This window comes from Actinomadura alba (assembly GCF_014323705.1).
Lineage (GTDB): Bacteria > Actinomycetota > Actinomycetes > Streptosporangiales > Streptosporangiaceae > Actinomadura_C > Actinomadura_C alba.
Map to the genome: position 1 here is coordinate 1 of NZ_JABVEC010000050.1, position 24199 is coordinate 24199.

General features: G+C 71.5%; 25 protein-coding genes. 6 read left to right on the top strand and 19 right to left on the bottom strand.

Annotation, left to right across the window (positions count from 1 at the left end; genetic code table 11):
- Window positions 1-135: 135 nt before the first annotated feature.
- The 11 genes from HKK74_RS35900 to HKK74_RS35950 all read right to left on the bottom strand — a co-directional run bounded on the left by HKK74_RS35900 (window position 136) and on the right by HKK74_RS35950 (window position 10842).
- A complete protein-coding gene (locus tag HKK74_RS35900) occupies window positions 136-1449 on the bottom strand; it encodes a hypothetical protein (protein ID WP_187247883.1) in 1314 nt (437 codons plus the stop codon).
- Window positions 1450-1720: 271 nt separating this feature from the next.
- Window positions 1721-2185 carry an Rv3654c family TadE-like protein gene (locus HKK74_RS35905; protein WP_187247884.1) on the bottom strand — a complete coding sequence of 155 codons (465 nt, stop codon included), beginning with the start codon at window positions 2183-2185 and terminating at the stop codon, window positions 1721-1723.
- A complete protein-coding gene (locus HKK74_RS35910) occupies window positions 2182-2574 on the bottom strand; it encodes a TadE family type IV pilus minor pilin (RefSeq protein WP_312882135.1) in 393 nt (130 codons plus the stop codon). The genes HKK74_RS35905 and HKK74_RS35910 overlap by 4 nt, the downstream gene beginning before the upstream one ends.
- Window positions 2575-2789: 215 nt before the next feature.
- Window positions 2790-2984: a DUF4244 domain-containing protein gene (locus tag HKK74_RS35915; RefSeq protein WP_312882130.1), complete on the bottom strand. Its 195-nt coding sequence runs from the start codon at window positions 2982-2984 to the stop codon at window positions 2790-2792.
- A gap of 572 nt (window positions 2985-3556) precedes the next feature.
- On the bottom strand, window positions 3557-4006 hold the full coding sequence (locus HKK74_RS35920; RefSeq protein ID WP_187247885.1) for a hypothetical protein: 450 nt from the start codon (window positions 4004-4006) through the stop codon (window positions 3557-3559).
- Window positions 4007-4183: 177 nt separating this feature from the next.
- Window positions 4184-5032 carry a helix-turn-helix domain-containing protein gene (locus HKK74_RS35925; RefSeq protein WP_187247886.1) on the bottom strand — a complete coding sequence of 283 codons (849 nt, stop codon included), beginning with the start codon at window positions 5030-5032 and terminating at the stop codon, window positions 4184-4186.
- A gap of 153 nt (window positions 5033-5185) precedes the next feature.
- Entirely contained in the window at window positions 5186-5953 is a 768-nt protein-coding gene (locus tag HKK74_RS35930; protein WP_187247887.1) for a type II secretion system F family protein, read from the bottom strand.
- Entirely contained in the window at window positions 5950-6669 is a 720-nt protein-coding gene (locus tag HKK74_RS35935; RefSeq protein ID WP_187247888.1) for a type II secretion system F family protein, read from the bottom strand. The genes HKK74_RS35930 and HKK74_RS35935 overlap by 4 nt, the downstream gene beginning before the upstream one ends.
- Entirely contained in the window at window positions 6666-7943 is a 1278-nt protein-coding gene (locus HKK74_RS35940) for a TadA family conjugal transfer-associated ATPase (protein WP_187247889.1), read from the bottom strand. The genes HKK74_RS35935 and HKK74_RS35940 overlap by 4 nt, the downstream gene beginning before the upstream one ends.
- A complete protein-coding gene (gene ssd / locus HKK74_RS35945) occupies window positions 7940-9046 on the bottom strand; it encodes a septum site-determining protein Ssd (RefSeq protein ID WP_187247890.1) in 1107 nt (368 codons plus the stop codon). The genes HKK74_RS35940 and ssd overlap by 4 nt, the downstream gene beginning before the upstream one ends.
- Before the next feature lie 956 nt (window positions 9047-10002).
- Window positions 10003-10842 (bottom strand): Fic family protein, encoded by an 840-nt coding sequence (locus HKK74_RS35950; protein WP_187247891.1) that lies wholly within the window; start codon window positions 10840-10842, stop codon window positions 10003-10005.
- A gap of 173 nt (window positions 10843-11015) precedes the next feature.
- Between HKK74_RS35950 and acs the strand changes: the two genes are divergently transcribed.
- From acs to HKK74_RS35970, 4 genes are all read left to right on the top strand, one after another.
- Window positions 11016-12974 carry an acetate--CoA ligase gene (gene acs / locus HKK74_RS35955; protein WP_187247892.1) on the top strand — a complete coding sequence of 653 codons (1959 nt, stop codon included), beginning with the start codon at window positions 11016-11018 and terminating at the stop codon, window positions 12972-12974.
- A 542-nt stretch (window positions 12975-13516) separates the two neighbouring features.
- Window positions 13517-13939: a phage holin family protein gene (locus HKK74_RS35960; protein WP_187247893.1), complete on the top strand. Its 423-nt coding sequence runs from the start codon at window positions 13517-13519 to the stop codon at window positions 13937-13939.
- Window positions 13940-13944: 5 nt separating this feature from the next.
- A complete protein-coding gene (locus tag HKK74_RS35965) occupies window positions 13945-14868 on the top strand; it encodes an alpha/beta fold hydrolase (RefSeq protein ID WP_187247894.1) in 924 nt (307 codons plus the stop codon).
- Window positions 14869-14936: 68 nt separating this feature from the next.
- Window positions 14937-15401, top strand: a complete 465-nt coding sequence (locus HKK74_RS35970) for a DUF309 domain-containing protein (RefSeq protein ID WP_187247895.1) — start codon at window positions 14937-14939, stop codon at window positions 15399-15401.
- A gap of 77 nt (window positions 15402-15478) precedes the next feature.
- Here HKK74_RS35970 and HKK74_RS35975 read toward each other — a convergent pair whose 3' ends face one another.
- The 3 genes from HKK74_RS35975 to nth all read right to left on the bottom strand — a co-directional run bounded on the left by HKK74_RS35975 (window position 15479) and on the right by nth (window position 18376).
- Window positions 15479-16675, bottom strand: a complete 1197-nt coding sequence (locus HKK74_RS35975; RefSeq protein WP_376771586.1) for a MarP family serine protease — start codon at window positions 16673-16675, stop codon at window positions 15479-15481.
- A gap of 170 nt (window positions 16676-16845) precedes the next feature.
- Window positions 16846-17550, bottom strand: a complete 705-nt coding sequence (locus HKK74_RS35980) for an NUDIX hydrolase (RefSeq protein ID WP_187247897.1) — start codon at window positions 17548-17550, stop codon at window positions 16846-16848.
- Window positions 17551-17719: 169 nt separating this feature from the next.
- Window positions 17720-18376, bottom strand: a complete 657-nt coding sequence (gene nth, locus HKK74_RS35985) for an endonuclease III (protein WP_246492333.1) — start codon at window positions 18374-18376, stop codon at window positions 17720-17722.
- A gap of 143 nt (window positions 18377-18519) precedes the next feature.
- On the opposite strand from nth, the gene HKK74_RS35990 reads away from it, so the two are divergent.
- Window positions 18520-19233 carry a Crp/Fnr family transcriptional regulator gene (locus tag HKK74_RS35990; protein WP_187247899.1) on the top strand — a complete coding sequence of 238 codons (714 nt, stop codon included), beginning with the start codon at window positions 18520-18522 and terminating at the stop codon, window positions 19231-19233.
- Between the two features lie 84 nt (window positions 19234-19317).
- On the opposite strand, the gene HKK74_RS35995 is transcribed toward HKK74_RS35990, so the two are convergent.
- From HKK74_RS35995 to HKK74_RS36015, 5 genes are all read right to left on the bottom strand, one after another.
- A complete protein-coding gene (locus HKK74_RS35995; protein WP_312882132.1) occupies window positions 19318-20121 on the bottom strand; it encodes an MBL fold metallo-hydrolase in 804 nt (267 codons plus the stop codon).
- Complete coding sequence (locus tag HKK74_RS36000; RefSeq protein WP_187247900.1) at window positions 20118-20948, bottom strand: NUDIX hydrolase; 831 nt, start codon at window positions 20946-20948, stop codon at window positions 20118-20120. The genes HKK74_RS35995 and HKK74_RS36000 overlap by 4 nt, the downstream gene beginning before the upstream one ends.
- 172 nt (window positions 20949-21120) lie before the next feature.
- Window positions 21121-21588, bottom strand: coding sequence for a RidA family protein (locus HKK74_RS36005; protein ID WP_187247901.1), 468 nt, complete (start codon window positions 21586-21588; stop codon window positions 21121-21123).
- Entirely contained in the window at window positions 21585-21740 is a 156-nt protein-coding gene (gene sp36, locus HKK74_RS36010) for a Sp36 family protein (RefSeq protein WP_187247902.1), read from the bottom strand. The genes HKK74_RS36005 and sp36 overlap by 4 nt, the downstream gene beginning before the upstream one ends.
- Before the next feature lie 213 nt (window positions 21741-21953).
- Window positions 21954-22988 carry an SPFH domain-containing protein gene (locus HKK74_RS36015; RefSeq protein WP_222723162.1) on the bottom strand — a complete coding sequence of 345 codons (1035 nt, stop codon included), beginning with the start codon at window positions 22986-22988 and terminating at the stop codon, window positions 21954-21956.
- A gap of 214 nt (window positions 22989-23202) precedes the next feature.
- On the opposite strand from HKK74_RS36015, the gene bagA reads away from it, so the two are divergent.
- On the top strand, window positions 23203-24198 hold the full coding sequence (gene bagA / locus HKK74_RS36020) for an ATPase BagA (RefSeq protein WP_187247903.1): 996 nt from the start codon (window positions 23203-23205) through the stop codon (window positions 24196-24198).
- Window position 24199: the final 1 nt, after the last annotated feature.

Consider the following 24199-nt stretch of genomic DNA (forward strand, 5'->3'; position numbering starts at 1 on the left):
GTCACATCTCGCCGCGTCTCGCCGCGTCACATCTCGCCGCGTCACGTCACGTCACATCTCGCCGCGTCACGTCACGTCACGTCTCGCCGCGTCACGTCTCACCGCGTCACATCTGCCGTGCCGCATCGCTTCGCGTCATGCCAGATCGCGTCCGTCACGTCGCCGGCGGCGGCCTTGGTAACCGCCGGAGCGTCGGCTGGGCACCTTGGCGGCCCCGGTGCGTGACACGTCCCTGGCTCCGGGTCCTGATCGCGGCCGGGTCGCCGCCGACCTGGCCCGCGCGGGCGGCTCGGCCGGGGGCTTGGCGGGTGACGCGGTGCCGTTTCGCCGGGCGCCGGGCGGAACCGGTGCCGCGGCACCGTTCGTGTCACCCGCGGGAGTGGCGGCGGCCCCGGCAGAGGCGGCCCTGGCCTCGGCCTCGGCGCGGGCGATCCGCTCACGCGCCGCGCGCACCCGCTCGCGCCCGGCCCCGGTGCGGCCGCCTCGGCCGACCAGCGCCTGCGCCACCCGGGTGCGACGCGTCCACATGCCGAGGTGCGCCGCGACGACCAGCAGGATCAACGCGATGGCGAGGCTCTTGCCCCACTCGAGGCTGCTCGTGGCCGAGACGTTCTCGGCGGCCGGGTCGGCCTGCCCGGGGGCGGCCACCTCAGGGCCCGGCGCCGGGTACTCGAACCCGGATGTCCCACCTGGATCGGCCGGCGGCATCTCGATCGACGAGTTGTTCTGAAGCGGGTTCAGCGGGTCGAGGGACGGCACTCCCGTCGCGCCGGATCGCGGGCCGGAACCGTCGGCACCCTGACCGTAGACCCGGCTTCCACTCGGACCGGCCGGGATCGTGACCCGGGAGGACGAGGCGCCGGAGCGCACCGTGCCACCGGAACCGTCCGGCCGCAGGGCCCGCACCGAGACTCCGACCTGCCCGCTCGCGCCGCTCGGAAGGCTCAGCGTCGTGGTACAGGCGGCACCCGCGCACAGGGCCGAGGGCGCTGCGGTGCGCGAGCGCGCACTGGCGGCGACCTCATAGCCCGCGAGGTCGTCCTCGGCGCCTCGTGCCCACCGGACGACCACCTTGCCGCCCGACGCGCTCGCGCGCACGCCGCGCGGCGCGGAGGGAGGAACGCGGACGGTGAAGTTCTTGGTCTCGTAGATCTTGCCGGTGACGCTTCCCCTGAGACGAGTCTTGTAGATGCCGTTGCTGGGAACGTTCACGCGGTTCGACAGCCGGGTCTCGCCCAGCAGATTGCCGCCGCTGTCGATCGTCGTGAAGCCGCCACCCGGAGCGGCGACCTGCAATTCCACCCGTACGACGTTGTCGATCTGGGCGCTCACGGTGACGCTCGAGCCGCTGGTGACGGTGCCGGGGCCGGAGATCTCACTCCCCGCCTGGGCCGGCGAGGACGCGCTGAGCACCGCGACGCCCATCGCGATGGCTGTCGCGAGCATCACCGTACCCAGTCTGCGAGTCCTCGTCACGCCGTTGTCCCTTCGTCGTGAGTCCGGCTGCGCTTTGGTCCGCTGAACATCGCACTAATGGGTACCTATGCGCTTACTGGACGGTATCTAACCACTCTGTAGCCGACGAAAACAGGGGAATGCCGAATTGAATGACCGGAGTCGGCCCATCGCGATCCCGCCCTCCACCTCGCGCTCCCGCTCCACCGCCGGCCTCCAGTGCGCCCTATTGAACACTCTGTACAACGACTGTCGGCCGGATGGGTTACGCATGAGTCGATGGACCGGCGCGGGACCTGACGACCAGCCGCCACCGGCTCGACGACACCGGGACCCGGATCGTCACGACCACCGTGACGTCGGCGACCTGGCCGCGCACGACACACGCGGAGACCCGGCCGCCGGACGCCGCCGCGACCTCCGACGCCCGGCGGCACGCGTGACCGACCGCGGCACCGGTCGCGGCATGGGAGGCCGCCGCGAGCGCCGCGAGATCGGCCGCGGTATGCGCCCGGTGGCGGGCTGCCCGTACCCCGCCCACCGTCATGGCGAGCACGGCGGCGAGCCAGATCACCGCCATGGCGGTCAGCGCCCACAGCGTGCCCGAGCCACGGTCGGCGCCCCATCGCCCCGTCCGATGCGCGGCCGGGAGAGCGCGCGGCGCGTCGCCCGCCGGTCCGGCGGCCGCGGCGGCCGGATCACGCCCGGCCCGGTGGACGACGCTCGTCATGGGCCGCCCACACCCGGTTCGGTCACCGCGAGCGCGTGGGCCCGCAGGGTGATCGCGGGCAGGCCGCCGGCGGCGGGTGCCTCGACCGCGACCTCGACCTCGACCCGCGTCGTCTCCACACCCCGCCGCACGCCGACCCTGGCTCCGGCCGGCGCCGCCCGGGCGACCGCCGTGCGAACGGCCGGGACCGGTTCCCCCCGGGCCGCCGCCCGGGCACCGGCCCGCACCGCGTCCGCGCAGGCGACCTGCGCCGACGCGACCGCCACTCCCCAGAGGGCGATGGCGGTCACGAGCACCAGCCCGGGCAGTGCGACCGCGATCTCGACGGTGGCCGAGCCGCCTTCCGCGCCGCCAGGACGTCTCCTTCTGAGGGGACGTCTCTCTCCGATCTTTCTGAGGGGACGTCTCTCACCGGGGGGACGTCTCTTTCCGGGGCGGCGTCTCTCACCGGTGCGGCGTCTCTCACCGGGGGGACGGAGGATTCCGCGCGACCTCGCGGAGTCGCCGGGCACCGGGAGGCGATGGCCGGGCGGCCGGCGGGCCGGGTGCCACCAGTGGGGCCGGCCCACCCGCCGTCTGGAGCGGAGGCCCTTGGACACCTCGATCACCCGGCCAGTTGCAGTGCCCTCTTGACGATGTCCAGAAGTAACCGCCGCACTTCCGGGCTCGTCACGATCTTGAACAGCAGCCCGGCGAAGGCGGCGGCGGCCACAGTGCCGACGGCGTACTCGGCGGTCGACATCCCGTCGTCGCGAGCGTGCCGGCCTCTGGACCGGGTCATCACCTGTGCCATTCGCATGGGAGGCCCTCTTTTCCCGTCAGGGGCACCCCGCGGTGCCCGCCACCAAGCCTGCATCGCGGATCTGGCAGGTCACCGACCGAACCGCATTCTGTGGATAACTCCGGCCGGCGAACCCCCGTCGATGTCTCCGCCGGTGCGCGTGGCCGGAATTTGCGAGATCCGCGAACCCCGCGAAGAACGGCGCACCCTGCGAAACCGATGGCAGTGAGAGCCCGATAGGTGTGAAGAAGGGTCACCGGGTCGAAGAAATCTCCACCCTGGACATATATTCCTTCGACCCATGAAGAGAGTGGGAATTCCGCGCCCCATCGGGCCGGCTCGCCCGATGACGGAGCCGTCGCCGGCCGGGATCTGTGGACACGGCGGTGCGGGAAATGGTCTCCGGGGGTGCCAAGACCTGGGCGTCCACACCGCCGCGCCGGTTCACAGGAGTCGTACGGCCCGGCGGCCCCACCGGCCGGGCGATACGACCGCGTCCGGGCCCGCCACCGCCCGAGACGCCCGGGTCTGCGCGCCGTCCGCGCCCGGTCTCGACGTGCACACGCTGATGAACGGGAAGGCGCCCACGCCTACGATCCCCCTCCGTTGGAGGCATTCATCCGAGGCCCCGTCGCCTGCCGTCGCTCGCGATCGGAATCGAGGTCGGCCAGGCCCGCGGCGATCGCTTCGGGCGGGACGGAGTCGCCGAAACCGTCAGGCGCGCCGGCGAAGTCCGTGTCGAGCCGCCCCCACCCACCGTGCGCGGAGAGGTCGTCCCAGACGACCGCGCCGCTGACCGCGTCCAACCGGCCGCGCGCTATCAACGAGTCGTAGACGTAGCCGATCCGCGAGAAGCTCAGCGTCACGCTGTGCACGAGGCCACGCGACCCCTGCGGCGCCTCACGCAGCGCGTCGGCCACGCGCGCGAAGACCCGCTGCCGATCGCCGCAGACTCCGGCGGCCCCGAGCCCGAGCGGATCGCAGCCCGGGGGCACGATGGTCCACGAGAAGATGCGCGGTGGTCTCCAGGGCCCTTTCATCAGCTGCCGCCGGACGACTCGATCCGGACCGAGTCCGGCGCCGGCGGATGCCCGGCGCCAGACCCAGGGAGTAATCCGGGCTCGGCCGGCACGGCAGGGCGGTCATGTCGTACAGGTCGACGTCCGTCCATATTGCGACGGTAGGGACAAAGGCGGATCATCCCCAACGATGTTTCTTCACGTTTCCCGGAATCCGGTGGCCGCCGCCGTGATCAGCGCTCGAGCGGCTTCGCCGTAGACGGCCGACTCGGCCAGCGCCGTGAACGCCTTCTCGTAAATCGCGACGTCGGTGGGCTGCTTGTTGCGGATCTGACCGGGCAGCGTGTCGCATCTGACCTGGTCGGAGTCATAGATCCAGAACCCCTCCCACGGCCACACGGTGCGCGGGGCGGCGATCGGCAGGATGCCGAGCGAGACGTTCGGTACGTACGTCATGGTGGTCAGCCGTTCGAGCTGGCCCACCATGGCCGCAGGCTCGCACATCCGGGCGTACAACGCCTGCTCGCCGAAGATGAACGCGAAGCGCTTGGAACCGTCGCGGAGCACCTCCTGGAGCGCGACCCTCTCCTCCACCGCCTGTTCGAGATCATTCGGCAGCTCGCGGAACTCCATGATGCAGCGCAGGTGGGCGGCCGCGTAGTCAGGGGTCTGGAGCAGCCCCGGGACCGGCGCGTGCTGGAAGACCCGCAGCTGCGAAGTACCACGGTAGAGGGACATGAACGACTGCTGTACGTGCCGCAGCCCGGTCTGTTCCAGCCGGCGCCATTGGATGTACATGCTGTCGATGTTCCGGACGGTGGCTATCAGGTCCACCGTCTGGTCGTCGGCGTTGCAGACGCGACACCACTCCCGGATGTCGCCCTCCGTGGGGACCTGGTTGGCATTCTCGATCTTCGAGACCTTGGATTTGGGCCAACCGACCTCGGTCGCCAATGCCTGACCGGTCAGGCTCGCCTCATTGCGGATCTGGCGAAGCTGCGCCGCGAGGATGCTTTTGGCCTCCTTGAGGCGTTCGGAGGTATGCATCTTTTGACGGTACTTGCCCGGTTTCTTCCTGTCATCAATTGGTTCGAGAGGTTTCTTTGCCCATCGCTGACCAGCCGTTCTCCGATCTCGCGATCTTCGCTCGTGCTCTCCGCCTGCGGTCGGCCGCCGTCGGAGCCGGTGCCGCACCGATCGTCAGGGCGATGACGACAGCATGGTCGAGGCGATACCGGCGACCGCCGGCACGATGCCGAGCAGAACGAAGGCGGGCAGGAAGCAGAGCCCGAGCGGCGCCACCGCCCGTACCCCGGCGGCGCGCGCCCGCACGGTTGCGGCCGCGTGCGCGGACCGACGCTGGTCTCGGGCCAGCCTGGCGAGCGTGGGGGTGAGCGCCGTCCCGCTGTGCGCGGCCCTCGCGACCGCCCGGGCCAGCGGGGCCAGAGCCGGCTCCCGGGCGAGCGCGAGCCACGCTCGCGCGGGATCGGCGCCGAGCCGCACCTGCGCGGCCACGGCGCGCAGCTCGTCGCCGAGCGGGCCGCCGACCGCATCCGCCACGGCCTCGACCGCCTCACCCCACGACGTGCCGCAGGACAGGCACGCCGCGAGCAGGTCCACGGCGACCGGCAGGTCGGCGACGAGGCGGGCCCGGCGACGGCGGTGCGACGGCGGCTCCATCCGTGCCAGGGTCCGGGCGCACCCGAACGCGACCGCGGCACCGACCGGCAGACCGGCCGGGACGCCGACCAGCGCGGCGCAGGCCGCGCCGGCCAGTGCCGCCACGCCCCATCGAAGACGCTCCTCCCGGCGGCCCGCGTCCGGGCGACCGCCCGCAGGGGACTCCGGCGCACGCACGGCCGGTGGCGGCAGCAGCGCGGTCAGCCGGTACCAGGCGATCGGACGGCCGCGTGGGAACAGCCACCCGGCGAGGGCGGCGCAGACGATCGCGCAGAGCGCCGCGCTCATCGGGGCGATCCGGCCGTGGCGGCGAGCCGCTGGGTCCACCACAGCCCGAGAACGTCGAGCCCGATGCCGGCGAGGAGGCAGGCCGCTCCGGGCGGCGTGCCGAACAGGAACGCCAGCGGCCGCGCGCCCAGTGCCGCGGCCATGCCCAGCCCCAGCAGCGGCAGGCCGGCCAGCAGCCGTGCCGTCGCGCGCGGCCCGGCCAGCTGTGCGGTGACCTCTCGCCGGTGGGCCTCCTCTTCACGCAGGGAGTCGGACAGGCTCTGGATCACCGAGGCGAGCGCGCCACCGCGCTCGGCCCCGATCCGCCAGCAGGCCGCGAGCAACCGCAGGCCCTCGGCGCCGGGCGCGCCGGCCATCCGGTCGAGCAGGCCGGGAATCCCCTCACCGGGTCGTGCGGCCAGAAGCACGGAGCCGACCGCCGGATCCAGCACCGCGGCCGACTCGGCGAAGGCCGCGGCCGGTGTGCGGCCCGCCGCCAGCTCGGCCGCGATGCCGTCGCACAGCTCGATCACCGCGGCCCGTCGCAGCCGGGTCTCGCCACGCCTTCTGCGGAGTTCCCCGAATGCGGCGACGGCGCGGACCGCGACACGACGCGGCCACGGCGGCGTCCGGGGAATGAGCATCTCGCGCAGCCGGAGCACCGCGGGGGAGGGCGTGGTCAGGCTCCATACGGCGGTGCCGGTGCACAAGGCCGCCAGCGCCCCGAGGCCGGTCATCGGCCGGTCCCGTGCGCAAGGTCGAGATCTCCGGGGCCCGCTTGCGCCGATCCCCGCTCCGCCTCGCCCGGTCGGCCCGCCGCCTCGCCCGGTCGCCCCGCCCCGTCCGGCGGCACGCCGGGCGGCCGCCACAGCCCGGCCAGCCGGTCGGCGAGCCCGGCCGCTCCGGCCCCGGTCATGACCTCGCCGTCCGCGGTGAAGGACACCGCGGGCACGGCCGCGACCAGGCCGTCGGCCCCACGGCGCAGCAGGCACACCTCCGCGATCCGGCGCGGCCCACCCGGCTCTCGGACGAGATGCACCACGACGTCGAGAGCGGCCGCGAGCTGGCTGTGCACCGCCTCGCGGCTCAGCCCGGCCGCGCAGGCCAGCGCCTCGAGCCTGGCCGGCACGTCGGCCGCCGCGTTGGCGTGCAGCGTGCCGCATCCGCCCTCGTGCCCGGTGTTCAGCGCGGCCAGCAGCACCACGACCTCGGCGCCGCGCACCTCTCCGACCACGAGCCGATCGGGCCGCATGCGCAGGGCCTGCCGTACGAGGTCGTGCAACCCGACTTCGCCGGCGCCCTCGACGTTGGCCGGACGCGCCTCCAGCCGTACGACATGGTCGTGCGCCGGGCGCAGTTCGGCCGAGTCCTCCACCAGCACCAGCCGCTCGCCGCGGCGTACGAGCGACAGCAGGCTGCCGAGCAACGTGGTCTTGCCGGTTCCGGTTCCTCCGGTGACCAGGAACGCCGCCCGGGCCGTGACGAGCGCGGTCAGGAGCGCCGCGCCCGCCTCGGGTACCGCACCGGCGGCGACCAGCTCGTCCAGCGTGAAGGCACGCCGCCGGGGCAACCTGAGCGACAGGCAGGTGCCGCCGCCGGCGATGGGCGGCAACACCGCGTGCAGCCGGATGCCGCCCGGCAGCCTGGCGTCGACGTACGGTGCCGCGTCGTCGAGCCGGCGGCCGGCCATGGCGGCGAGCCGCTGGGCCAGCCGCCTCAGCGTCGTCTCATCGGCGAACCGCACGGGCGTGCGGACGAGACCGCGGCCCGTGTCGACCCAGACCTCATCGGCTCCGTTCACCAGGACGTCGGTGACCTCGGGGTCGTGCAGCAGCGGCTCGAGCGGTCCGGCACCGACCAGATCGGCCCGTAGTTCCTCCGCCAGGGTGAGCACCTCGGCGTCGCCGAGGACCCGTTCCTCCGCCCGCAGTGCCGCGGCGACGCCTGCCGGTGTGGGTTCGGCGCCGGTATCGACCAGCCTGCCACGCACCGCCTCGACCAGCCTGCTCATCGGACACCCCCTCGCCATGCCGGTCCGGGAACGAGGCCGGTGACCAGCTGCACGCACAGATCGGCCGGCGGGCTCCGGTGGAAGGCGACGGGCAGCTCGCCGTGTTCGAGGGCGGTCGCCAACCGCCGGTCGCTCGACACCACGCCCACGAGCGGCAGGCCGAGCGCCTGCGCGATCGCACCGGCGGTGAGCCCGCCCGGGGCCGGACCTCGTACGACCACGCGCACGTCGGAGGTGTGACGCGCGAGGGCGGCGGCGACGCGGTGGCCGGCCACGACCGCCCGCAGCTCGGCGGGCACCACGAGCAACGTGACGCCGGCGGCCGTCAGGGCCTCGGCCGCCGCGTCGCCGAGATGGCGAGGCAGGTCGACGACGACCAGCTGGAAGCCGCGTTCGCCCGCGTCGAGCACGGAACGCATCGCCTCGGCCGGAACCGGCTCGGCTTCACCACGGTGCCAGGAGAGGACGGCGAGGCCGCCGTCGCCGGGCGCGCCCTCGGCCGTCCCGGCCAACCCGGGCAGCGACTCCCGCAGCACCGAACCGCTCAGTCGCCCGTGCAGGCCGGCGAACTCGGGCCACCGGGCACCCGGCGCCCGCTCCTGCCCGAGGACGAGGTCGAGGCCGCCGCCGAGTGGATCGCCGTCTATGAGCAGGGTGCGAAGGCCGCGGGACATCCCCGCGAGGGCGAGCACAGCGGCGAAGGTACTGGCCCCGGCACCGCCTCGGCCGCCCGTGACACAGACCGTGACGGCTCGCTCGCCCGCGGGCTCGGCGGCCGCCGAAAGCGCGTCGACCAGCCGGGCCTCGGCGCCGGGAAGCACCGCGACGTCCTGTGCGCCGATGTCGACGGCGGTGCGGTAGACCTCTTCGTCGTCACGCCCGTTCGTGACCAGGATGACGCCTGGCCGCCTGGACATGCCGTCCCCGGCCAGCTCGGCCGCCGAGCCGAGGTCGACGAGTACGAGCGGCGGATGCCGCCAGGCGGCCCGCGCCTGGCCGGGATCACGCGCCACCTCGGCCTCCGCGTCGGCGGCCGCGGCGAGGCGGAGCAGGTCGTCGAGCAGCACGGGATCGGTGGTGGCGATCAGTGCGGCGGTGCCCATCGGATCCTCCCGGCGTTCGCTCGGTGGAGCACCACCATGCGCTGCGGTAAAGGCGGACCGAAAGAGGTTTCCCCAGCCTGTGGATAACGTCGCCTACCGGCTTCGGCGCGCTCGTGTCTCGCGCACCGATCGGACGTGGAAATGAGGCGACCCCCGCCGGGGGGGAGAGCGGGGGTCGCCGAACGGTCCGGCTCCGGGGGGGTAGAGCCGGGCCGTTTCCCAAGAGAGCCTCGGGTGGGTCTTACAAAGGAGATCGTCAGTTGGATCTAGAGTGAGTGCAAAGTCGAGGTCTAGCGATCTGACAGATACAACATATGCTGCCCGATCCCCCGGAGTTTTGTAACACCAAAACGGACAGCGTTGAGTCTTTTTTATCACCGGTCAGACGAGGGGCCGTACCATGTCGCATGCTTTGGCATTCGATGACCCTTTCGACCCCTGACCGCTGTCAATGGACCTGGGCAGGCCTTGACAAGACTGGGATGCTACAGCACGTCAGGTAGATCTTTCCGGGCCTACGTCAGGTCTGAACGCCGGAAACCGATCACGGTCCGTGATCGTTTCCCCGGTACTGCGACGCGTTCTGAATGGCCGCTGTTCGATGGGCCGGAACCACCGGAACCGCCTCCGCCGATCCGTGGACGGCCCTTGACCGGTCACCGCCCGTTTTTCGGGTCAGGGCTTGTCAAGTGCTGTGATGAGGCGTAGACAGGTGTCACGGACCCTTGCGTCCTAGCACGGCAGCCGGGCACCCACGCGCGACCAGCCGCGGGAGGCGCGTTGCGACGGGCTTGTCCCGTTCCGACGAATATGAGGTGCACGCTTGGTAACCCGGTGTGACGTGGCGGCGGCGGCGTCCCCCGGCGGGGCGCCGTTCGCTATGCCGCTAAATAGCGGGATTTGGTGCGAATGCGCGGATCTCTCGAGATGATCGTGAGCGCAGCCATTCGACCGCCTCAGCCGCGCAAGAACGCCTCACAGATCGCCAGTGAATCGCGGGCCGCCACGGTCATCGCATCGGCGCAGTGCCGCACCCACAGGGCCACCCCTTGTGGCGTGCCTTCCGCATAGGCGCGCAGCGCCCCGGCGTACTCGTCCGCCAACTCCGCGTGTCCCACCTCTGGAGCGGTCAGCGACTTCGGGTCGAGACCGCGCTCGACCAGCGTGAGCCGCTGCGCGGCCCGCGCCACCATTCCGTCGCCCCAGCCGAATGGCCGCAGTACGAGCAGCTCGCCCTGCGCGATCGCGCCGACCACCAGGGCGGGCGCCTCGGTCGGCGTGGTCAGGAGCCCGCTGAGAACGTCCAGCCGGGCCGCGACCTCGCGTGCCGGCGGCGGCGGGCCAAGCTCCAGCGGATCACTGACGTCGTCTCCGGCGCCGCGCGGCCGGCCCAGCCCGTCGGGCGGCACGGCGCCGGCCGCCGCGAGGACGTGCAACCTGGCGAGCGCCTGCCTCGGCGCCTGCCGCCAGGTCTCGGTCAGCAGCCCGATCTCAGCGGAGATCCGCAACGCGCCCTGTACGACGGGGTCGCTCAGACCGTGCTCGCCCCCGCCCGCCTCGTCGCCCTTCACTCCGGCGGCCGGCACGGCGGCCGCGCGCAACTCCTCCAGCGTCAGGGCGGCGCCCTCGAGGGCGGCCGAGGCGCGTGCGCCGCGCAGAGCCGACTCGGCGGTCACCTCGGCGCTCCGGCGCCGCAGGATGCGGTGGCCGAGCAGCCGGTCCACCGCGCGTCGCGCGTCCGTCACCGCGTCCATGACTTCGGGCAGCGCCGCCACTTGGGCAAGGGGGTCGTTCACCCGGCCGACCCTAACCGCTCTGATCGCGCGATCTGACCAGGCCGCCGTGGCGGGCGTCACGTTACTCTCGGGACCGGGCCGGAAGGTGGACCGCGCACTTGTGACCCCGTGGAGTCCCTGGTGGAGTAGGCCTTACCGTGCGCGCCCGAAATTTACGCTTTGGAGGAGACCACGTGAGCCACGAGACACTGTCGAACCTGCTCCACGAGGCCCGGCGTTTCGCCCCACCGCCGGAGCTCGCCGCGGAGGCCAACGTCACGGGGGACGCCTACGACGATGCGGCCGACGACCGTCTGGGGTACTGGGCACGGCAGGCCGAACGGCTGACGTGGGCCAAGCGCTGGGACACCGTTCTCGACTGGAGCAACCCCCCGTTCGCCAAATGGTTCGTGGGCGGCGAGCTCAACGTCGCGTACAACTGCGTCGACCGGCACGTCGAGGCGGGGAACGGCGGAAAGGTCGCCTACCACTGGGAGGGCGAGCCGGGCGACACCCGCACGATCACCTACGCCGACCTGCAGCGCGAGGTCGCCAAGGCGGCGAACGCCCTCCTCGAACTCGGTGTTCAGAAGGGCGACCGGGTCGCGATCTACATGCCGATGATCCCGGAGCTGCCGGTCACCATGCTGGCCTGTGCCCGCATCGGCGCGACCCATTCGGTGGTCTTCGGCGGTTTCAGCGCCGACGCGCTTCGCACCCGTATCGACGACGCCCAGGCCAAGATCGTGGTGACCTCCGACGGCGGTTACCGGCGTGGCAAGCCGTACGCCCTCAAGGCGGTGGTCGACGAGGCCGTCGCGAACTCGGCCACGATCACGAACGTCCTCGTCGTACGCCGGACCAGCCAGGCCGTCGAATGGAACGGCACCGACGTCTGGTGGCACGAACTGGTCGACCGGCAGTCCGACGAGCACGACGCGCCCGCACACGACGCCGAGCACCCCCTCTACATCCTCTACACCTCGGGCACCACCGGGAAGCCCAAGGGCATCCTGCACACGACCGGCGGCTACCTCACCCAGGTCGCCTGGACGCACCACGCGGTGTTCGACCTCAAGCCCGAGACCGACGTCTACTGGTGCTCGGCGGACATCGGCTGGGTGACCGGGCACTCGTACATCGTCTACGGCCCGCTCGCCAACGGTGCGACCAGTGTGATGTACGAGGGGACGCCGGACACCCCGCACAGGGGCCGCTGGTGGGAGCTCATCGAGAAGTACAAGGTGACGATCTTCTACACCGCGCCGACCGCCATCCGTACGTTCATGAAGTGGGGCGAGGACATCCCCGCGCAGCACGACCTGTCGTCGCTGCGGGTCCTGGGCAGTGTCGGCGAGCCGATCAACCCGGAGGCGTACGTCTGGTACCGCGAGCACATCGGCGGTGACCGCTGCCCCGTCGTCGACACCTGGTGGCAGACCGAGACCGGCGCGATCATGATCAGCCCGCTGCCCGGCGTCACCTCGGGCAAGCCGGGCGCGGCGATGCGCCCGCTGCCGGGCATCGCCGCCGACGTGGTCGACGACCAGGCACAGTCCGTACCGGACGGCGGCGGCGGCTTCCTCGTCCTCAAGGAGCCCTGGCCGTCGATGCTCCGCACCATCTGGGGAGACGACGACCGGTTCATCGAGACCTACTGGTCGCGGTTCGAGAACCTGTACTTCGCCGGCGACGGCGCCAAGAAGGACGACGACGGAGACCTGTGGCTGCTCGGCCGGGTCGACGACGTCATGCTCGTGTCCGGCCACAACATCTCCACCACCGAGGTCGAGTCGGCACTGGTGTCGCACCCGAAGGTCGCCGAGGCCGCCGTCGTCGGCGCCACCGACCCGGTCACCGGGCAGGCGATCGTGGCGTTCGTGATCCCGCGCGGCAGCGCCGGGAACGTGGACGGCGACGATTTCGTCAAGGAACTGCGTGACCACGTGGCCAAGGTCCTCGGTGCGATCACCAAGCCACGTCAGATCATGGTCGTGCCCGAGCTGCCCAAGACCCGGTCCGGCAAGATCATGCGGCGGCTGCTGCGCGACGTGGCCGAGAACCGGTCGCTGGGCGACGTCACGACGCTGACCGACAGCTCGGTGATGGACCTCATCGCCGAGAAGCTGCCGGCCGCCAAGAGCGACGAGTAACCGGCTGGACCGGCCTTCCGGAAGGGGTGCCGCGCCGGGAGATCCCCGGCCCGGCACCCCTTTTGCGTCTCCACCGCCCGCTCCCGCGTCTCTCCACCGCCCGCTTCCACGTCGCCGCCCCCGCTTCCACGTCGCCGCCCCCCGCTTCCGCGTCCCACGCGCAGGCCACGGAGGAACGTCGTCGGAAGATCGCTGAAATGGCGACTCCGGCTGGAGTAGGATTCACCATTTCACTGCTCATCGGCGATTTGACCTACGCGGGAACGGATCGATCCGGAAGAGTGGGGCCACGACGGTCCTGATCGCGAGCCCCGGGTGTCGATGTCGGCGGCCGTCGCGGGATCCGGGTGCGTCAGCGGCCATGCGGTGGGAACCACAGGCGGCGACACCACACCGTGGGACCCCAGACCGTGGAACCCCAGACCACGGGACGGCGGGAACACGGGACGGCGGGACCGGAGACGGCGGCAGCGGGATGCCGGTGGCCGGGCGCCGGACCGGGCTGCCAGGCTGGTGATGGCCCTTGCGAGAAGGAGAGCGATATGACCGACGTACGGCCGGAAGAACAGATCGAGGACAGGTCTCTCGGCGAACTGGTCGCGCTGGCGTCGAGCAACGTCTCCCGGCTGATCAGGTCGGAAATCGAGCTCGCCAAGCTGGAGCTCAAGGACGATGCCAAGAAGGCCGCGTGGGGCGGCATGCTCTTCACGATCGCCGGCGTCATCGGCGGCCTCATCGTGATCCTGTTGTCGATAGCGGCGGCGTACGGGCTGGTCGCGGTCGGCATCTGGCACTGGGCGGCGTTCCTCATCGTCGCCGGCTTCTACGTGGTGCTCGCCGCGGTCCTCCTCGGCCTGGGCTACCTGCGGATGCGGAAGATCACGGGTATCCAGCGCACCCGCAGGACTCTCAAGGACCTCACGGCCATTCGCCGGGCCAGTGATACCCCGGCGATCCCCGAGTAACGCCCATGCCCCAACGTGACGAGTCGGTCATCCACATCGATGGCCCGTGGGAGCACCGGGCGGTGAGCGCGGGAGGCACCCGCTTCCACGTCGCCACCCTCGGCGACGGACCACTGGTGCTGCTGTTGCACGGCTTCCCGGAGTTCTGGTGGTCGTGGCACAACCAGCTCGTGTCGCTCGCGGCGGCCGGCTACCGGGCGGCCGCCGTCGATCTGCGCGGCTACGGCGGCAGTGACAAGCCACCCCGCGGCTACGACCTCGTCACGCTCGCCGGTGACGCCGCGGGACTCGTGCGCGCGCTCGGGGAGGCGAACGCCATCGTGGTCGGCCACGACTGGGGCGGGCTGCTCGCCTGGACGATGGCGGTCTATCACCCCAAGGTGGTCCAGCGGCTCGTCCCGGTCTCGGCGCCGCATCCGCTCCGGCTGCGGCAGGCCGTACGGGCCGACGCCCGCGGCCAGGGATGGGCCGCGCGGCACACGCTGGCGTTCCAGGTGCCCATGTTGCCCGAGCGCCGGCTCGTACGCGACGACGCGGCTCTGGTGGGGCGGCTGCTGCACAGGTGGTCGGGACCGGGCTGGCCGGACGAACGCACGGAACGGCTGGTCCGCGACGCGTTCCAGATCCCGGGCGTCGCGCATTCCGCGCTGGAGTACCACCGCTGGCTGGTGCGGTCGTTGCCGCGCCCTGACGGGATGCGGTACGCCCACCGGATGCGCGGACCGATCCGGATACCCACGCTGCACCTGCACGGCTCTCTCGACTCCTGCACCCTGGCCCGCAGTGCCCAGGGTTCGGGGCGGTACGTGGAGGCACCGTACCGCTGGAAGCTCATCGACGGCGCGGGACACTTCCCCCATCAGGAACGACCGCGCGCCTTCGACACCGAGTTGCTCGGCTGGCTGGCCGACCCCGAGCCGGAACGCTGAACACCGCGCCCCGAGCGCCGGACAGCGCACCCTCCACCGCCGATGATCCACGGCATAGAGTGGTACGCGTGCGGGATCGTGATCAGGACGGACGCGCGCGGAACGCCAGGCCGCGGGACGCCTACGGGCGACCGCTGCCGCACGGGGCGGCGGGTGTGCCGACGATGCCCGACGACCTGTCGATGCCGCCCGGTGCGGCCGTCGCCGAGGCACAGCGACTACTCGACGCCGATCGGCCGTTCCATGCCCACGAGGTGCTCGAGGCCGTATGGAAGTCGGCGCCCGACGAGGAACGCGAGCTGTGGCGCGGCCTCGCCCAGGTGGCCGTGGGCCTGACCCATGTGCGCCGGGGCAACACCAAGGGCGCCCGTGCGTTGCTGAACCGTGCCGCCGATCGGATCGAGCCCTTCGCCCCGGCCCCGTACGGGCTCGACGTCGCGGGCGTCGCGCGCGACGCGCGCCGGCTGGCCGAGCGGATCGAGGGCGAGGGCCTGGAGCCTGCCGCCGACCTCGGCATCCGCCTCACCGGCTGACCCGCCGATCCGGTGAATCCGGTGGATCCGGCCGATCCGATGGATCGAGGCGGTGGGAACAAGTCACCCGGAGCGGATCACTCCGAGCACGTCTGGGTGTCCACCGCCTCGGTCGCGTTCTGGCCGGCCTGGGCGTCGCCGGCGACCTCGTGCGCGGTCAGCGCATAGCCGGTTTCCCGATCATCGAGCGCCGCAGCGAAGATCACACCGTAGACGGTGCCGTCGGCGGCGAGCAGCGGGCCTCCGGAGTTGCCCGCCTTGACCGCCCCGCGGATGGCGTAGATCTCCCTGGTGACCTGGCCCGAGTGATAGATGTCGGGGCCCTCGGCCCGCTGCTTGGCCCGGATCCGTGCCGCGACGGCGGTGAACGGCCGCCCCCTCGGGAAGCCGGCGACCACGGCCGGGTCACGGCTCTTCGCGTCGCCGTTGAACCTCAGCGACGGCGCGGGCAGGCCGGGAACGTGCAGTACGGCGATGTCGCGCTTGGGGTCGTACACGACCACCCTGGCCCGGTGCGGTCGCCCGCTCATGGTGACCACCTGGGAGTAGCCGCGCACCCCGGCGACCACGTGGGCGTTGGTCATCACCCGCTCACGCGCGTAGACGAACCCGGTGCCCTCGATGCGGCGCTGACACTGCGGCGCCGTACCAATGATCTTGACGATGCTGCGCTGCGTGCGGCGCAGCTCCTCGGTCTTGAGCACGTCGTTGTCGGGGGCCGGCACCTCCACGACCGACTCGCCGCCGAGCCCGCCGAACACCTGCGGGAACTCGGTCTTGCCGACGAACCCCTTGAACGAGGAGAACCAGCCACGCGCGGTGTTGGGCATCACGTCGTCCACCGCGCCGAGCACGGTCGAGCTGTTGACCTGCTTGCGCAGCACCCCGAACGGCGACCCGGCCACGGCGGTGCCGATGAACCAGGCGACCAGCAGCAGGGACACCGCGCTCACGAGCGAACCGCCGACGGCGTCGACGGCGCGCGCGTTGTCACCCGTGACCCGGTTGCGCAGCACCGCACCGGCCGACGACGCGATCAACTGCCCCAGGGTCGCGGCGAGGAACGCGATCACGATCGCGAGGAGCGCCTGCTGCGCGGACCCCTCGACCACCGCTCTGGCGATCGGGGGCGCGATCACCGCTCCCAGAACGCCGCCGCCGACGAACCCGACGAAGCTCAGCACTCCGACAATGAAGCCCTGGCGGTAACCGGAAACGGCGAAAAGCACCACGAGGGCCAGCAGGATGAGATCGAGAATGTGGTCGCCCAGCACCAGTTCACCGTATAGGGCATGACGCACAATTCTCGTCCCCTCACCGGACCACTTCCGGCGCCCGCCCGTAACCGCAGGGCACGACATCGCCCCATCACGCTGAGGGCGGAGAATCATCCTGGCGCCGGACGCCGGCCCGATCGGCCCGCGTCAGGCCAGGTCGGCTCCGGTCACGCCTGCCGCCCGGCCGCCGGAGCCGATCGGGGACCGGTCGCCCCATCACCGCGTGAGCGGCCGCCCGCGAGATCCAGGATCTCCTGCGGAAGATCTTCGACACGGGTGGTGTCCCACGGCCGCGACCAGCCGCCCACGTCCAGCAACTGGGTCAGCAGCCCCGCGGTGAAGCCCCAGACCAACATGCCGCCGGCCTGGAAGGCGGGGGCGGCGTGACCGCTGGGACTGCGCACGTTGAGCCGGTTCGCGGGCTCGACCAGTTCGGCGATGGGCACCCGGGCGACCGAGGCCACCTCCCCGGGATCGGCCGCGAAGACCTCGGTGGGCTCCCGCCACCAGCCCGCCACCGGGGTGACGCGGTAGCCGCTGTGCGCGAGATACAGCTCGGGGAGTACGGCCAGGATCTCCACGCCGGCGGGGTCGAGGCCGGTCTCCTCCTGCGCCTCCCGCAAGGCCGCGGCGACCGGGCCCGCGTCGCCGGGGTCGATCCCGCCACCAGGGAAGGCCGGCTGACCGGCGTGATTGTTCAGCGTGACGGCGCGCTGGATCAGGAGTAGATCCGGGCCCTCGGTGCCCTCGCCGAACAGCACGAGCACGGCGGCGGGCCGGGCTCCGGGGCTGGGCAGGCGCAGGAACGGCGGGACCTGAAGGTTCTCGGCGCCGGCGCGGAACGGCTCAAGCCATCGTGGAATCTCGCTCATCCGCATCCGTATCCGGCCCCGTCACCAGGCCGGCACTCCGGAAGGCGTTCTCGCGGCGATGACCTCGGTCTGTGCTGGATCTTGCTCGCTGCCGTCCCCAATGGTGCTCCCTACGCGTTCATGGTTCCAGCCAGTACCCCGGCCCACGTATTCCCGGTGCGGCGAGCGATCACGAGAAGGGGCCCGCCTTGACGAGCTTGGCGGCGGTCTTCTCGTCCGTGGGGCCTTCGCCGAAGGACGGGCACAACCGGGCCAGCGGGCAAACGCCGCACGCTGGCCGGCGCGAGTGGCAGATCCGGCGCCCATGCCAGATCAGCCGGTGGGACAGGTCCGTCCAGTCCTTCCGCGGGATCAGCTCGCCGATCTCGTGCTCGACCTTCACCGGATCGGTCTCGGTGGTCCAGCCGAACCGGCGGACGAGCCTGCCGAAATGCGTGTCCACGGTGATCCCCGGCACGTCGAAGGCATTGCCGAGCACGACGTTCGCGGTCTTGCGGCCGACGCCCGGCAGGCTCACGAGTTCGGGCATCGTGCGGGGCACCTCACCGTCGAACCGCTCGCACAGCGCATGTCCCAGCTTGATGATGCTGTTGGTCTTGGCGCGGAAGAACCCGGTCGGCATGATGATCTTTTCCATCTCCTCGCGGTCCGCGGCGGCGTAGTCCTTGGCCGACCGGTAGCGGGCGAAGAGGGCCGGCGTGGTCGCGTTCACCCGGCGATCCGTACACTGAGCGGACAGAATCGTGGCGATGAGCAGCTCAAGCGGGTCGGAGAAGTCCAGCTCGCAGTGCGCGTCAGGATAGAGAGCGGCGAGTTCCCGGTTCATCCGCCGAGCGCGGCGAACCAGGGCGAGACGCGATTCCGCAGTGTTGCGAGGCACGAGGAAAAGCGTAGGCGGTGCGGCCGGCCTTTGTGTCCAGCTCAGCATGCACCCCCCGTTCACGTCCGCGGTGGGACGTACGTCACACTATGCAGGTAAGTGTTCGAGGAGGAAGCGTGACCGACCGCGACGTGGATGTTCTGAGCAGGGCCCCGCTCTTCGAGGCGCTGGACGACCAAGGGGCCAAGGCGCTGCGCTCCAACGTGGCCGAGGTGCGCCTGGCCCGCGGTCAGACGCTCTTCAACGAGGGCGAGACCGGAGACCGGCTCTACGTCGTGCTCGAAGGAAAGATCAAGCTCACCCGCACCGCCCCGGACGGGCGGGAGAACCTGCTGAGCGTGCTCGGCCCGAGCGAGATGTTCGGCGAGCTCTCGCTGTTCGACCCGCGCCCCCGTACCGCCAGCGCGATCGCCGTGACCGAGTGCCGCCTCGCCGGGCTGGGCCACGACGATCTGCGGCCGTGGCTGACCGGGCATCCCGAGGTGGCCGTGCACCTGCTGCGGGCGCTCGCGCAGCGGCTCCGCAAGACCAACGACGTGATGGCCGACCTGGTCTTCACCGACGTGCCGGGGCGGGTCGCCAAGGCGCTGCTCGACCTGGCCGAGCGGTTCGGCCAGCCGTCCGACACCGGGCTGCACGTCCATCACGACCTCACCCAGGAGGAGCTGGCCCAGCTCGTCGGGGCGTCGCGCGAGACGGTCAACAAGGCCCTCGCCGACTTCGCCGGGCGCAACTGGCTGCGCATCGAGGCCCGGGCGGTCGTCATCCTCGACATCGAGCGGCTGCGCAGGCGCTCGAAGTAGGCATCGGGCCGCCGGGGCGGCCACGTCAGGCGGCGGCCACGCCGCGGCCACGCGGATCATCGCGGCGCGAGTGCCCGGCCGCCCCTACGCGTCGTCAGCGCGGTCGCGCAGGTAGTCCAGCTGGGCCTGGACCGACCACTCGGCGGCGGGCCACAGCGACCGGTCGACGTCGGCGTAGACCCGCTCGACGACCTCCCTGGCCGTACGGGCGCCGCCGGCGACGGCCGCCTCGACCTGGGCGAGCCGGGCTCTGCGGTGGTCGATGTAGTGATCGAGCGCCGCGACCGGGTCGTCGAGGCTCGGGCCGTGGCCCGGCAGGATCACCGCCGCCTCGCGCTCACCGGCGAAGGCGCGGAGCCGGTCGAGCGAGGCCAGATAGTCGCCAAGCCGGCCCTCGACGACCGTGGTGCCGTAGCCGAGGACGGTGTCACCGGTCAGGATCGCCCGGTCGGCGGTCAGCCAGAACGACAGCGAGTCGTCGGAGTGCCCCGGTGTCTCCATCACCCGGACGTCGAGGCCGCCGACCGTCACCACGTCGCCCTCGGCCAGCCCCTCGTCGCCGAGCCGCAGCCTAGGGTCGAGCGCGCGCACCGGCACGTCGCGCCGCCCGGTGCGGGCCAGTTCGGCGAACCTCTTCGCACCGGCGGCGTGGTCGGGGTGCCCGTGGGTCAGCAGGACCAGGGCGACGTGCCCGCCCTGCTCCTCGACGATGCCGATCACCCGGCGCAGGTGATCGTCGCCTTCCGGCCCGGGGTCCACGACGACGACCGCCTCGGCGCCCGGCTCGGCGAGAATCCAGGTGTTGGTGCCGTCCAGGGTCATGGGCGAGGGGTTCGGGGCGAGGACGCACCGTGCCCGCGAGGTGCCCATTCCGTCGATCGAGCTCACACGGTCCCCTCCGGGTAGAGGAGGTACGGTTCGCCGTCGATGACCCGTACCTCCGGCAACCAGGGCTTGATCTCGCGGTCCGTCGCGAGGACCGCGGCGACGTCGTCGTAGGCGGTCAGATCCGTGAGGGTGGCGAGGGTCGGCGGCAGCATGAACATCTCGCCGCGGTGGGCGGCCTCGACCGCGTCACGGGGGCGCAGCCAGGCCACCTGGTCCGCCTCGGTGCTCACGTCGCGCGCCCGCTGGCCCTCGGGGATGGCGGCGACGAAGAACCGGGTGTCGTAGCGCTTGGGCTCGACCAGCGGGGTGATCCAGTGCGACCACGGCCGCAGCAGATCGGATCTGAGCACGAGCCCGCGCCGGTCGAGGAACTCGGCCAGTGACAGCGACCGGTCCAGCAGCGCCCGCCGGCCCGTCTCCCACTCCTCGTCGCGGGTGTCGTCCACCACCGAGTCGCCGGTCGGCCCGGCCAGCAGGACCAGCGATTCCTCGAAGGTCTCCCGGACCGCCGCGCACACGAGTTCGCGGGCGAGGGTCTCATCGGCGCTGAACGCCTCACCCCACCACTTCGGCGACGGCCCAGCCCAGGCGATCGCGGCATCGCCGTCCCGCCGGTCGACCGAGCCGCCGGGAAAGACGTAGGCGCCGGGCGCGAAGGCCATCGACGCGGCCCGCCGCAGCAGGAAGACCTGCAGGCCCGCGTCGGGATGGTCCCTGAGCAGCACGACGGTGGCCGCGTTGCGCGGCACGGCCGGTCGCGCACGGCCATCGGCGAGTTCCGCGAGGCGCTCGCGGAACTCGCCGGGCAGCCTCAGCCCGTTCACCATCGCGTGACCGAATGCTTGATCCCCATGGCCGCCAATTCGGACATACGAGCCCTCCTCGCGTCAACCCCGCGCGAACACTCCTGATCACGGCCCACCACCACGCGAACAACTGCAAGATCACGGAGCCGGTGAGCGCGTTCTGCGCGCGAGGGTCCACCGCGAGGTGTGACCATCAGCCGTTTTCGTCGATCTCGGCGATGAGCTCGACCTCGACGGGGGCGTCGAGAGGGAGCACGGCCACACCGACCGCGCTTCGGGCGTGCTTGCCCGCCGCTCCGAACACCTCGCCGAGCAGTTCGCTCGCCCCGTTGATCACCTCGGGCTGGCGGGTGAAGCCGGGCGCGCTGGCGACGAAGCCGACGACCTTGACGATCCGCTTCACCCGGGACAGTTCACCGACCTCGGCCTTGACCGCGGCGATCGCGTTGAGCGCGCAGACGCGGGCGAGCTCTTTGGCCCGCTCGACGTCGACCTCGGCGCCGACCTTTCCCGTGGCCGGCAGCGTGCCGTCGACGAAGGGGACCTGTCCCGCCGTGTAGACGAGCGAACCAGTCCGTACGGTGGGGACGTAGGCGCCCGCGGGCGTTGGGACGCCCGGCAGCTCCAGGCCCAGATCCTTGATCCGCTCCTCGGGCGTCATGCCAGCTCGCGCTTGAGGTAGGCCACGAGGTTCTCCGGGTTCGGCCCGGGGATGACGGTCACGAGCTCCCAGCCGTCCTGGCCCCAGTTGTCGAGGATCTGCTTCGTGGCGTGGACCAGCAGTGGAACGGTCGCGTACTCCCATTTCTTCATGGCGCAACCCTAACGACGCGGGCGCCGCCCGCGCGCGCGAGGCGGGCGGAACCCGACGGTGATCGGGAAGCCCGTGGAGGACACCGTGGAGGAGCTTGCCGGGACGGTCGCCGAGAAGGCCGGCGAAGTGCTCATCGGGGCGGCCGCGGCGGCGAACTGGCCGTCGGGGCGGCCGCGGCGGCGCACCGGTGCCGGGCCGGTGCGCCGCCTCCTTCACGGCTTCGGCGGCACGGTGCCGGGCGGCTCGGTCTTCGGCGGCACGGTCTTCGGCGGCACGGTGTCGCGTCGCTCTCCGGCGGTCGTGTCGTCGTCGGTCGTGTCGTCGTCGGTCGTTTCGTCGGCGATCGCGGCGGCGTGATCCTCCTGCGCGGCCTCGACGGCGGCGAACTCGTTGTTGGCGGCCACCGGTGGGACATCGTCGGCGGACGCCAGCGGCGGCGGCTCCTCGATCGGCTCTTCCTCCACCACCGCATGGGCCTCCGAGCCGCCGGCCATCTTGTCGAAGAACCGCAGCATCTCCACCGGCAGCGGCATGACGAGCGTGCTGTTCTTCTCCGCTGCCACCTCGGTGACGGTCTGCAGCAGGCGCAGCTGCAGCGAGGCGGGGTCCTTGGACAGCTCGTGGGCGGCCGCGGCGAGCCGCTTGGACGCCTGGTACTCACCGTCGGCGGTGATGATGCGGGCGCGGCGCTCCCGTTCCGCCTCGGCCTGCCGGGCCATGGAGCGCTTCATGCCCTCGGGCAGCGAGACGTCCTTGATCTCGACCCGTTCGATGCGGATGCCCCACGGGTCCTCGGTCATCTCGTCGATGATCATTGCGAGCTCCTGGTTGATGACGGCCCGCTCGGACAGCAGCTGCTGCATGTCCGCCTTACCGATCACCGACCGGAGCGAGGTCTGGGCGACCTGAGAGACGGCCCAGCCGTAGTTCTGAATGTTCACGATCGCCTTCACCGGATCGATGACCCGGAAGTACACGACCGCGTCGACGCGGACGCTGACGTTGTCCTGCGTGATTCCGTCCTGGGCCGGGACCCCCATCGCGACGGTCTGCATGTTGACCTTCTGCAGCCGGTCCATGATCGGCACGATGGCGGTCAGCCCGGCGCCACGTACGGAATTCAGTTGCACCTGTCCGAACCGGAAGACGATGCCCCTCTCGAACTGCTGAATGACCTTCACCGAGGCGCTCAGGAGAACGAGGAGCACGAAGCCGAGGATGCTGAGGAGGAGGATTGCCGCTCCCATGGCGGGCACCTTTCTCACTTGCTACTGAGTCGTGGGTACGACGGGCTATAGGACTTGCCGGTTTCATCCACTTCCGAGCCTAACCACGCCGCCGGCACCTGCGCTCCCACGGTGCCTCAGACGCCTGTCGCCTGGCGTGGTCCAGATCACTTTTCCACCTCCGGGAGCGCCGCAGGTGCTTGCTGAACGAACGATTAGTGTGGATCGGGTGAGTGTGAGCGCTAGAGACACCGACTGGGACGGCGTGCGACTGCACGTCGTCACAGGTAAGGGCGGCACCGGCAAGACGACCGTGTCGGCCGCACTCGCGTTGGCACTCGCCGCCGGTGGACGCAAGGTCCTGCTCGTCGAGGTCGAGGGCCGTCAGGGCATCGCCCAGCTCTTCGACTGCCCGCCGCTGCCCTACGAGGAACGCAAAGTCGCGGTCGCGCCGGGGGGCGGCGATGTCTACGCCCTGGCCATCGACACCGAAGAGGCCCTCCTCGAATACCTCGAGATGTTCTACAACCTGCGACGCGCGGGTAAGGCACTGACCAGATTCGGTGTGATCGATTTCGTCACCACGATCGCGCCGGGCCTGCGCGATGTGATCCTCACCGGAAAGACCGGCGAGGCCGTACGCCGTAAACGCAAGGACGGGTCGCCCGTCTACGACGCGGTGGTCATGGACGCCCCGCCGACCGGGCGCATCACCCGTTTTCTCAACGTCAACACCGAGGTCTCGGGCCTGGCCAGGGTCGGCCCGATCCGCAACCATGCCGACACGGTGATGAAGGTGATCCGGAGCCCCGAGACGGCGGTGCACTTCGTGACGCTGCTCGAGGAGATGCCCGTACAGGAGACCCTGGACGGCATCGCCCACCTCACGGAGGCGGGCCTGCCGGTCGGCGGCGTCTTCGTCAACATGGCGCGCCCGCCGGCGCTGCCGAAGTCCTACCTCGCCGCGGCGGGCAAGGGCAAGCTGGACCTCGATGAGATCACCGTCGGGGTCAAGGCGGCGGGGCTGGAGAACCACGCGGCCGAGATCGCCAGGGCGCTCGCCGCCGAGGCCGCCGACCACGCCCAGCGCGCCGAGCTGCAAGCGCGCGAGAAGAAGCGGCTGAGCCGGGTCAAGCAGCCTCGGTACGAGCTGCCGCTGCTGGCCGACGGCATGGACCTCGCCGGTCTGTACGACCTCGCCGAGGCGCTGAACGACCAGGGAGTCGCATGAC

Bases quoted from the DNA above. Each gene is read 5' to 3' on its own strand.
- HKK74_RS36000 (WP_187247900.1), bottom strand. From the start codon at position 20,948: ATGGTGAACGGGCTGAGGCTGCCCGGCGAGTTCCGCGAGCGCCTCGCG.
- nth (WP_246492333.1), bottom strand. From the start codon at position 18,376: ATGAACCGGGAACTCGCCGCTCTCTATCCTGACGCGCACTGCGAGCTG.
- HKK74_RS35965 (WP_187247894.1), top strand. From the start codon at position 13,945: ATGCCCCAACGTGACGAGTCGGTCATCCACATCGATGGCCCGTGGGAG.
- HKK74_RS35940 (WP_187247889.1), bottom strand. From the start codon at position 7,943: ATGAGCAGGCTGGTCGAGGCGGTGCGTGGCAGGCTGGTCGATACCGGC.
- HKK74_RS35915 (WP_312882130.1), bottom strand. From the start codon at position 2,984: ATGCGAATGGCACAGGTGATGACCCGGTCCAGAGGCCGGCACGCTCGC.
- ssd (WP_187247890.1), bottom strand. From the start codon at position 9,046: ATGGGCACCGCCGCACTGATCGCCACCACCGATCCCGTGCTGCTCGAC.
- HKK74_RS36015 (WP_222723162.1), bottom strand. From the start codon at position 22,988: ATGGGAGCGGCAATCCTCCTCCTCAGCATCCTCGGCTTCGTGCTCCTC.
- HKK74_RS35920 (WP_187247885.1), bottom strand. From the start codon at position 4,006: ATGAAAGGGCCCTGGAGACCACCGCGCATCTTCTCGTGGACCATCGTG.
- HKK74_RS35990 (WP_187247899.1), top strand. From the start codon at position 18,520: ATGCAGGTAAGTGTTCGAGGAGGAAGCGTGACCGACCGCGACGTGGAT.
- HKK74_RS35980 (WP_187247897.1), bottom strand. From the start codon at position 17,550: ATGAGCGAGATTCCACGATGGCTTGAGCCGTTCCGCGCCGGCGCCGAG.
- HKK74_RS35925 (WP_187247886.1), bottom strand. From the start codon at position 5,032: ATGCATACCTCCGAACGCCTCAAGGAGGCCAAAAGCATCCTCGCGGCG.
- HKK74_RS36005 (WP_187247901.1), bottom strand. From the start codon at position 21,588: ATGACGCCCGAGGAGCGGATCAAGGATCTGGGCCTGGAGCTGCCGGGC.
- sp36 (WP_187247902.1), bottom strand. From the start codon at position 21,740: ATGAAGAAATGGGAGTACGCGACCGTTCCACTGCTGGTCCACGCCACG.
- HKK74_RS35905 (WP_187247884.1), bottom strand. From the start codon at position 2,185: ATGACGAGCGTCGTCCACCGGGCCGGGCGTGATCCGGCCGCCGCGGCC.
- HKK74_RS35960 (WP_187247893.1), top strand. From the start codon at position 13,517: ATGACCGACGTACGGCCGGAAGAACAGATCGAGGACAGGTCTCTCGGC.
- HKK74_RS35935 (WP_187247888.1), bottom strand. From the start codon at position 6,669: ATGACCGGCCTCGGGGCGCTGGCGGCCTTGTGCACCGGCACCGCCGTA.
- HKK74_RS35930 (WP_187247887.1), bottom strand. From the start codon at position 5,953: ATGAGCGCGGCGCTCTGCGCGATCGTCTGCGCCGCCCTCGCCGGGTGG.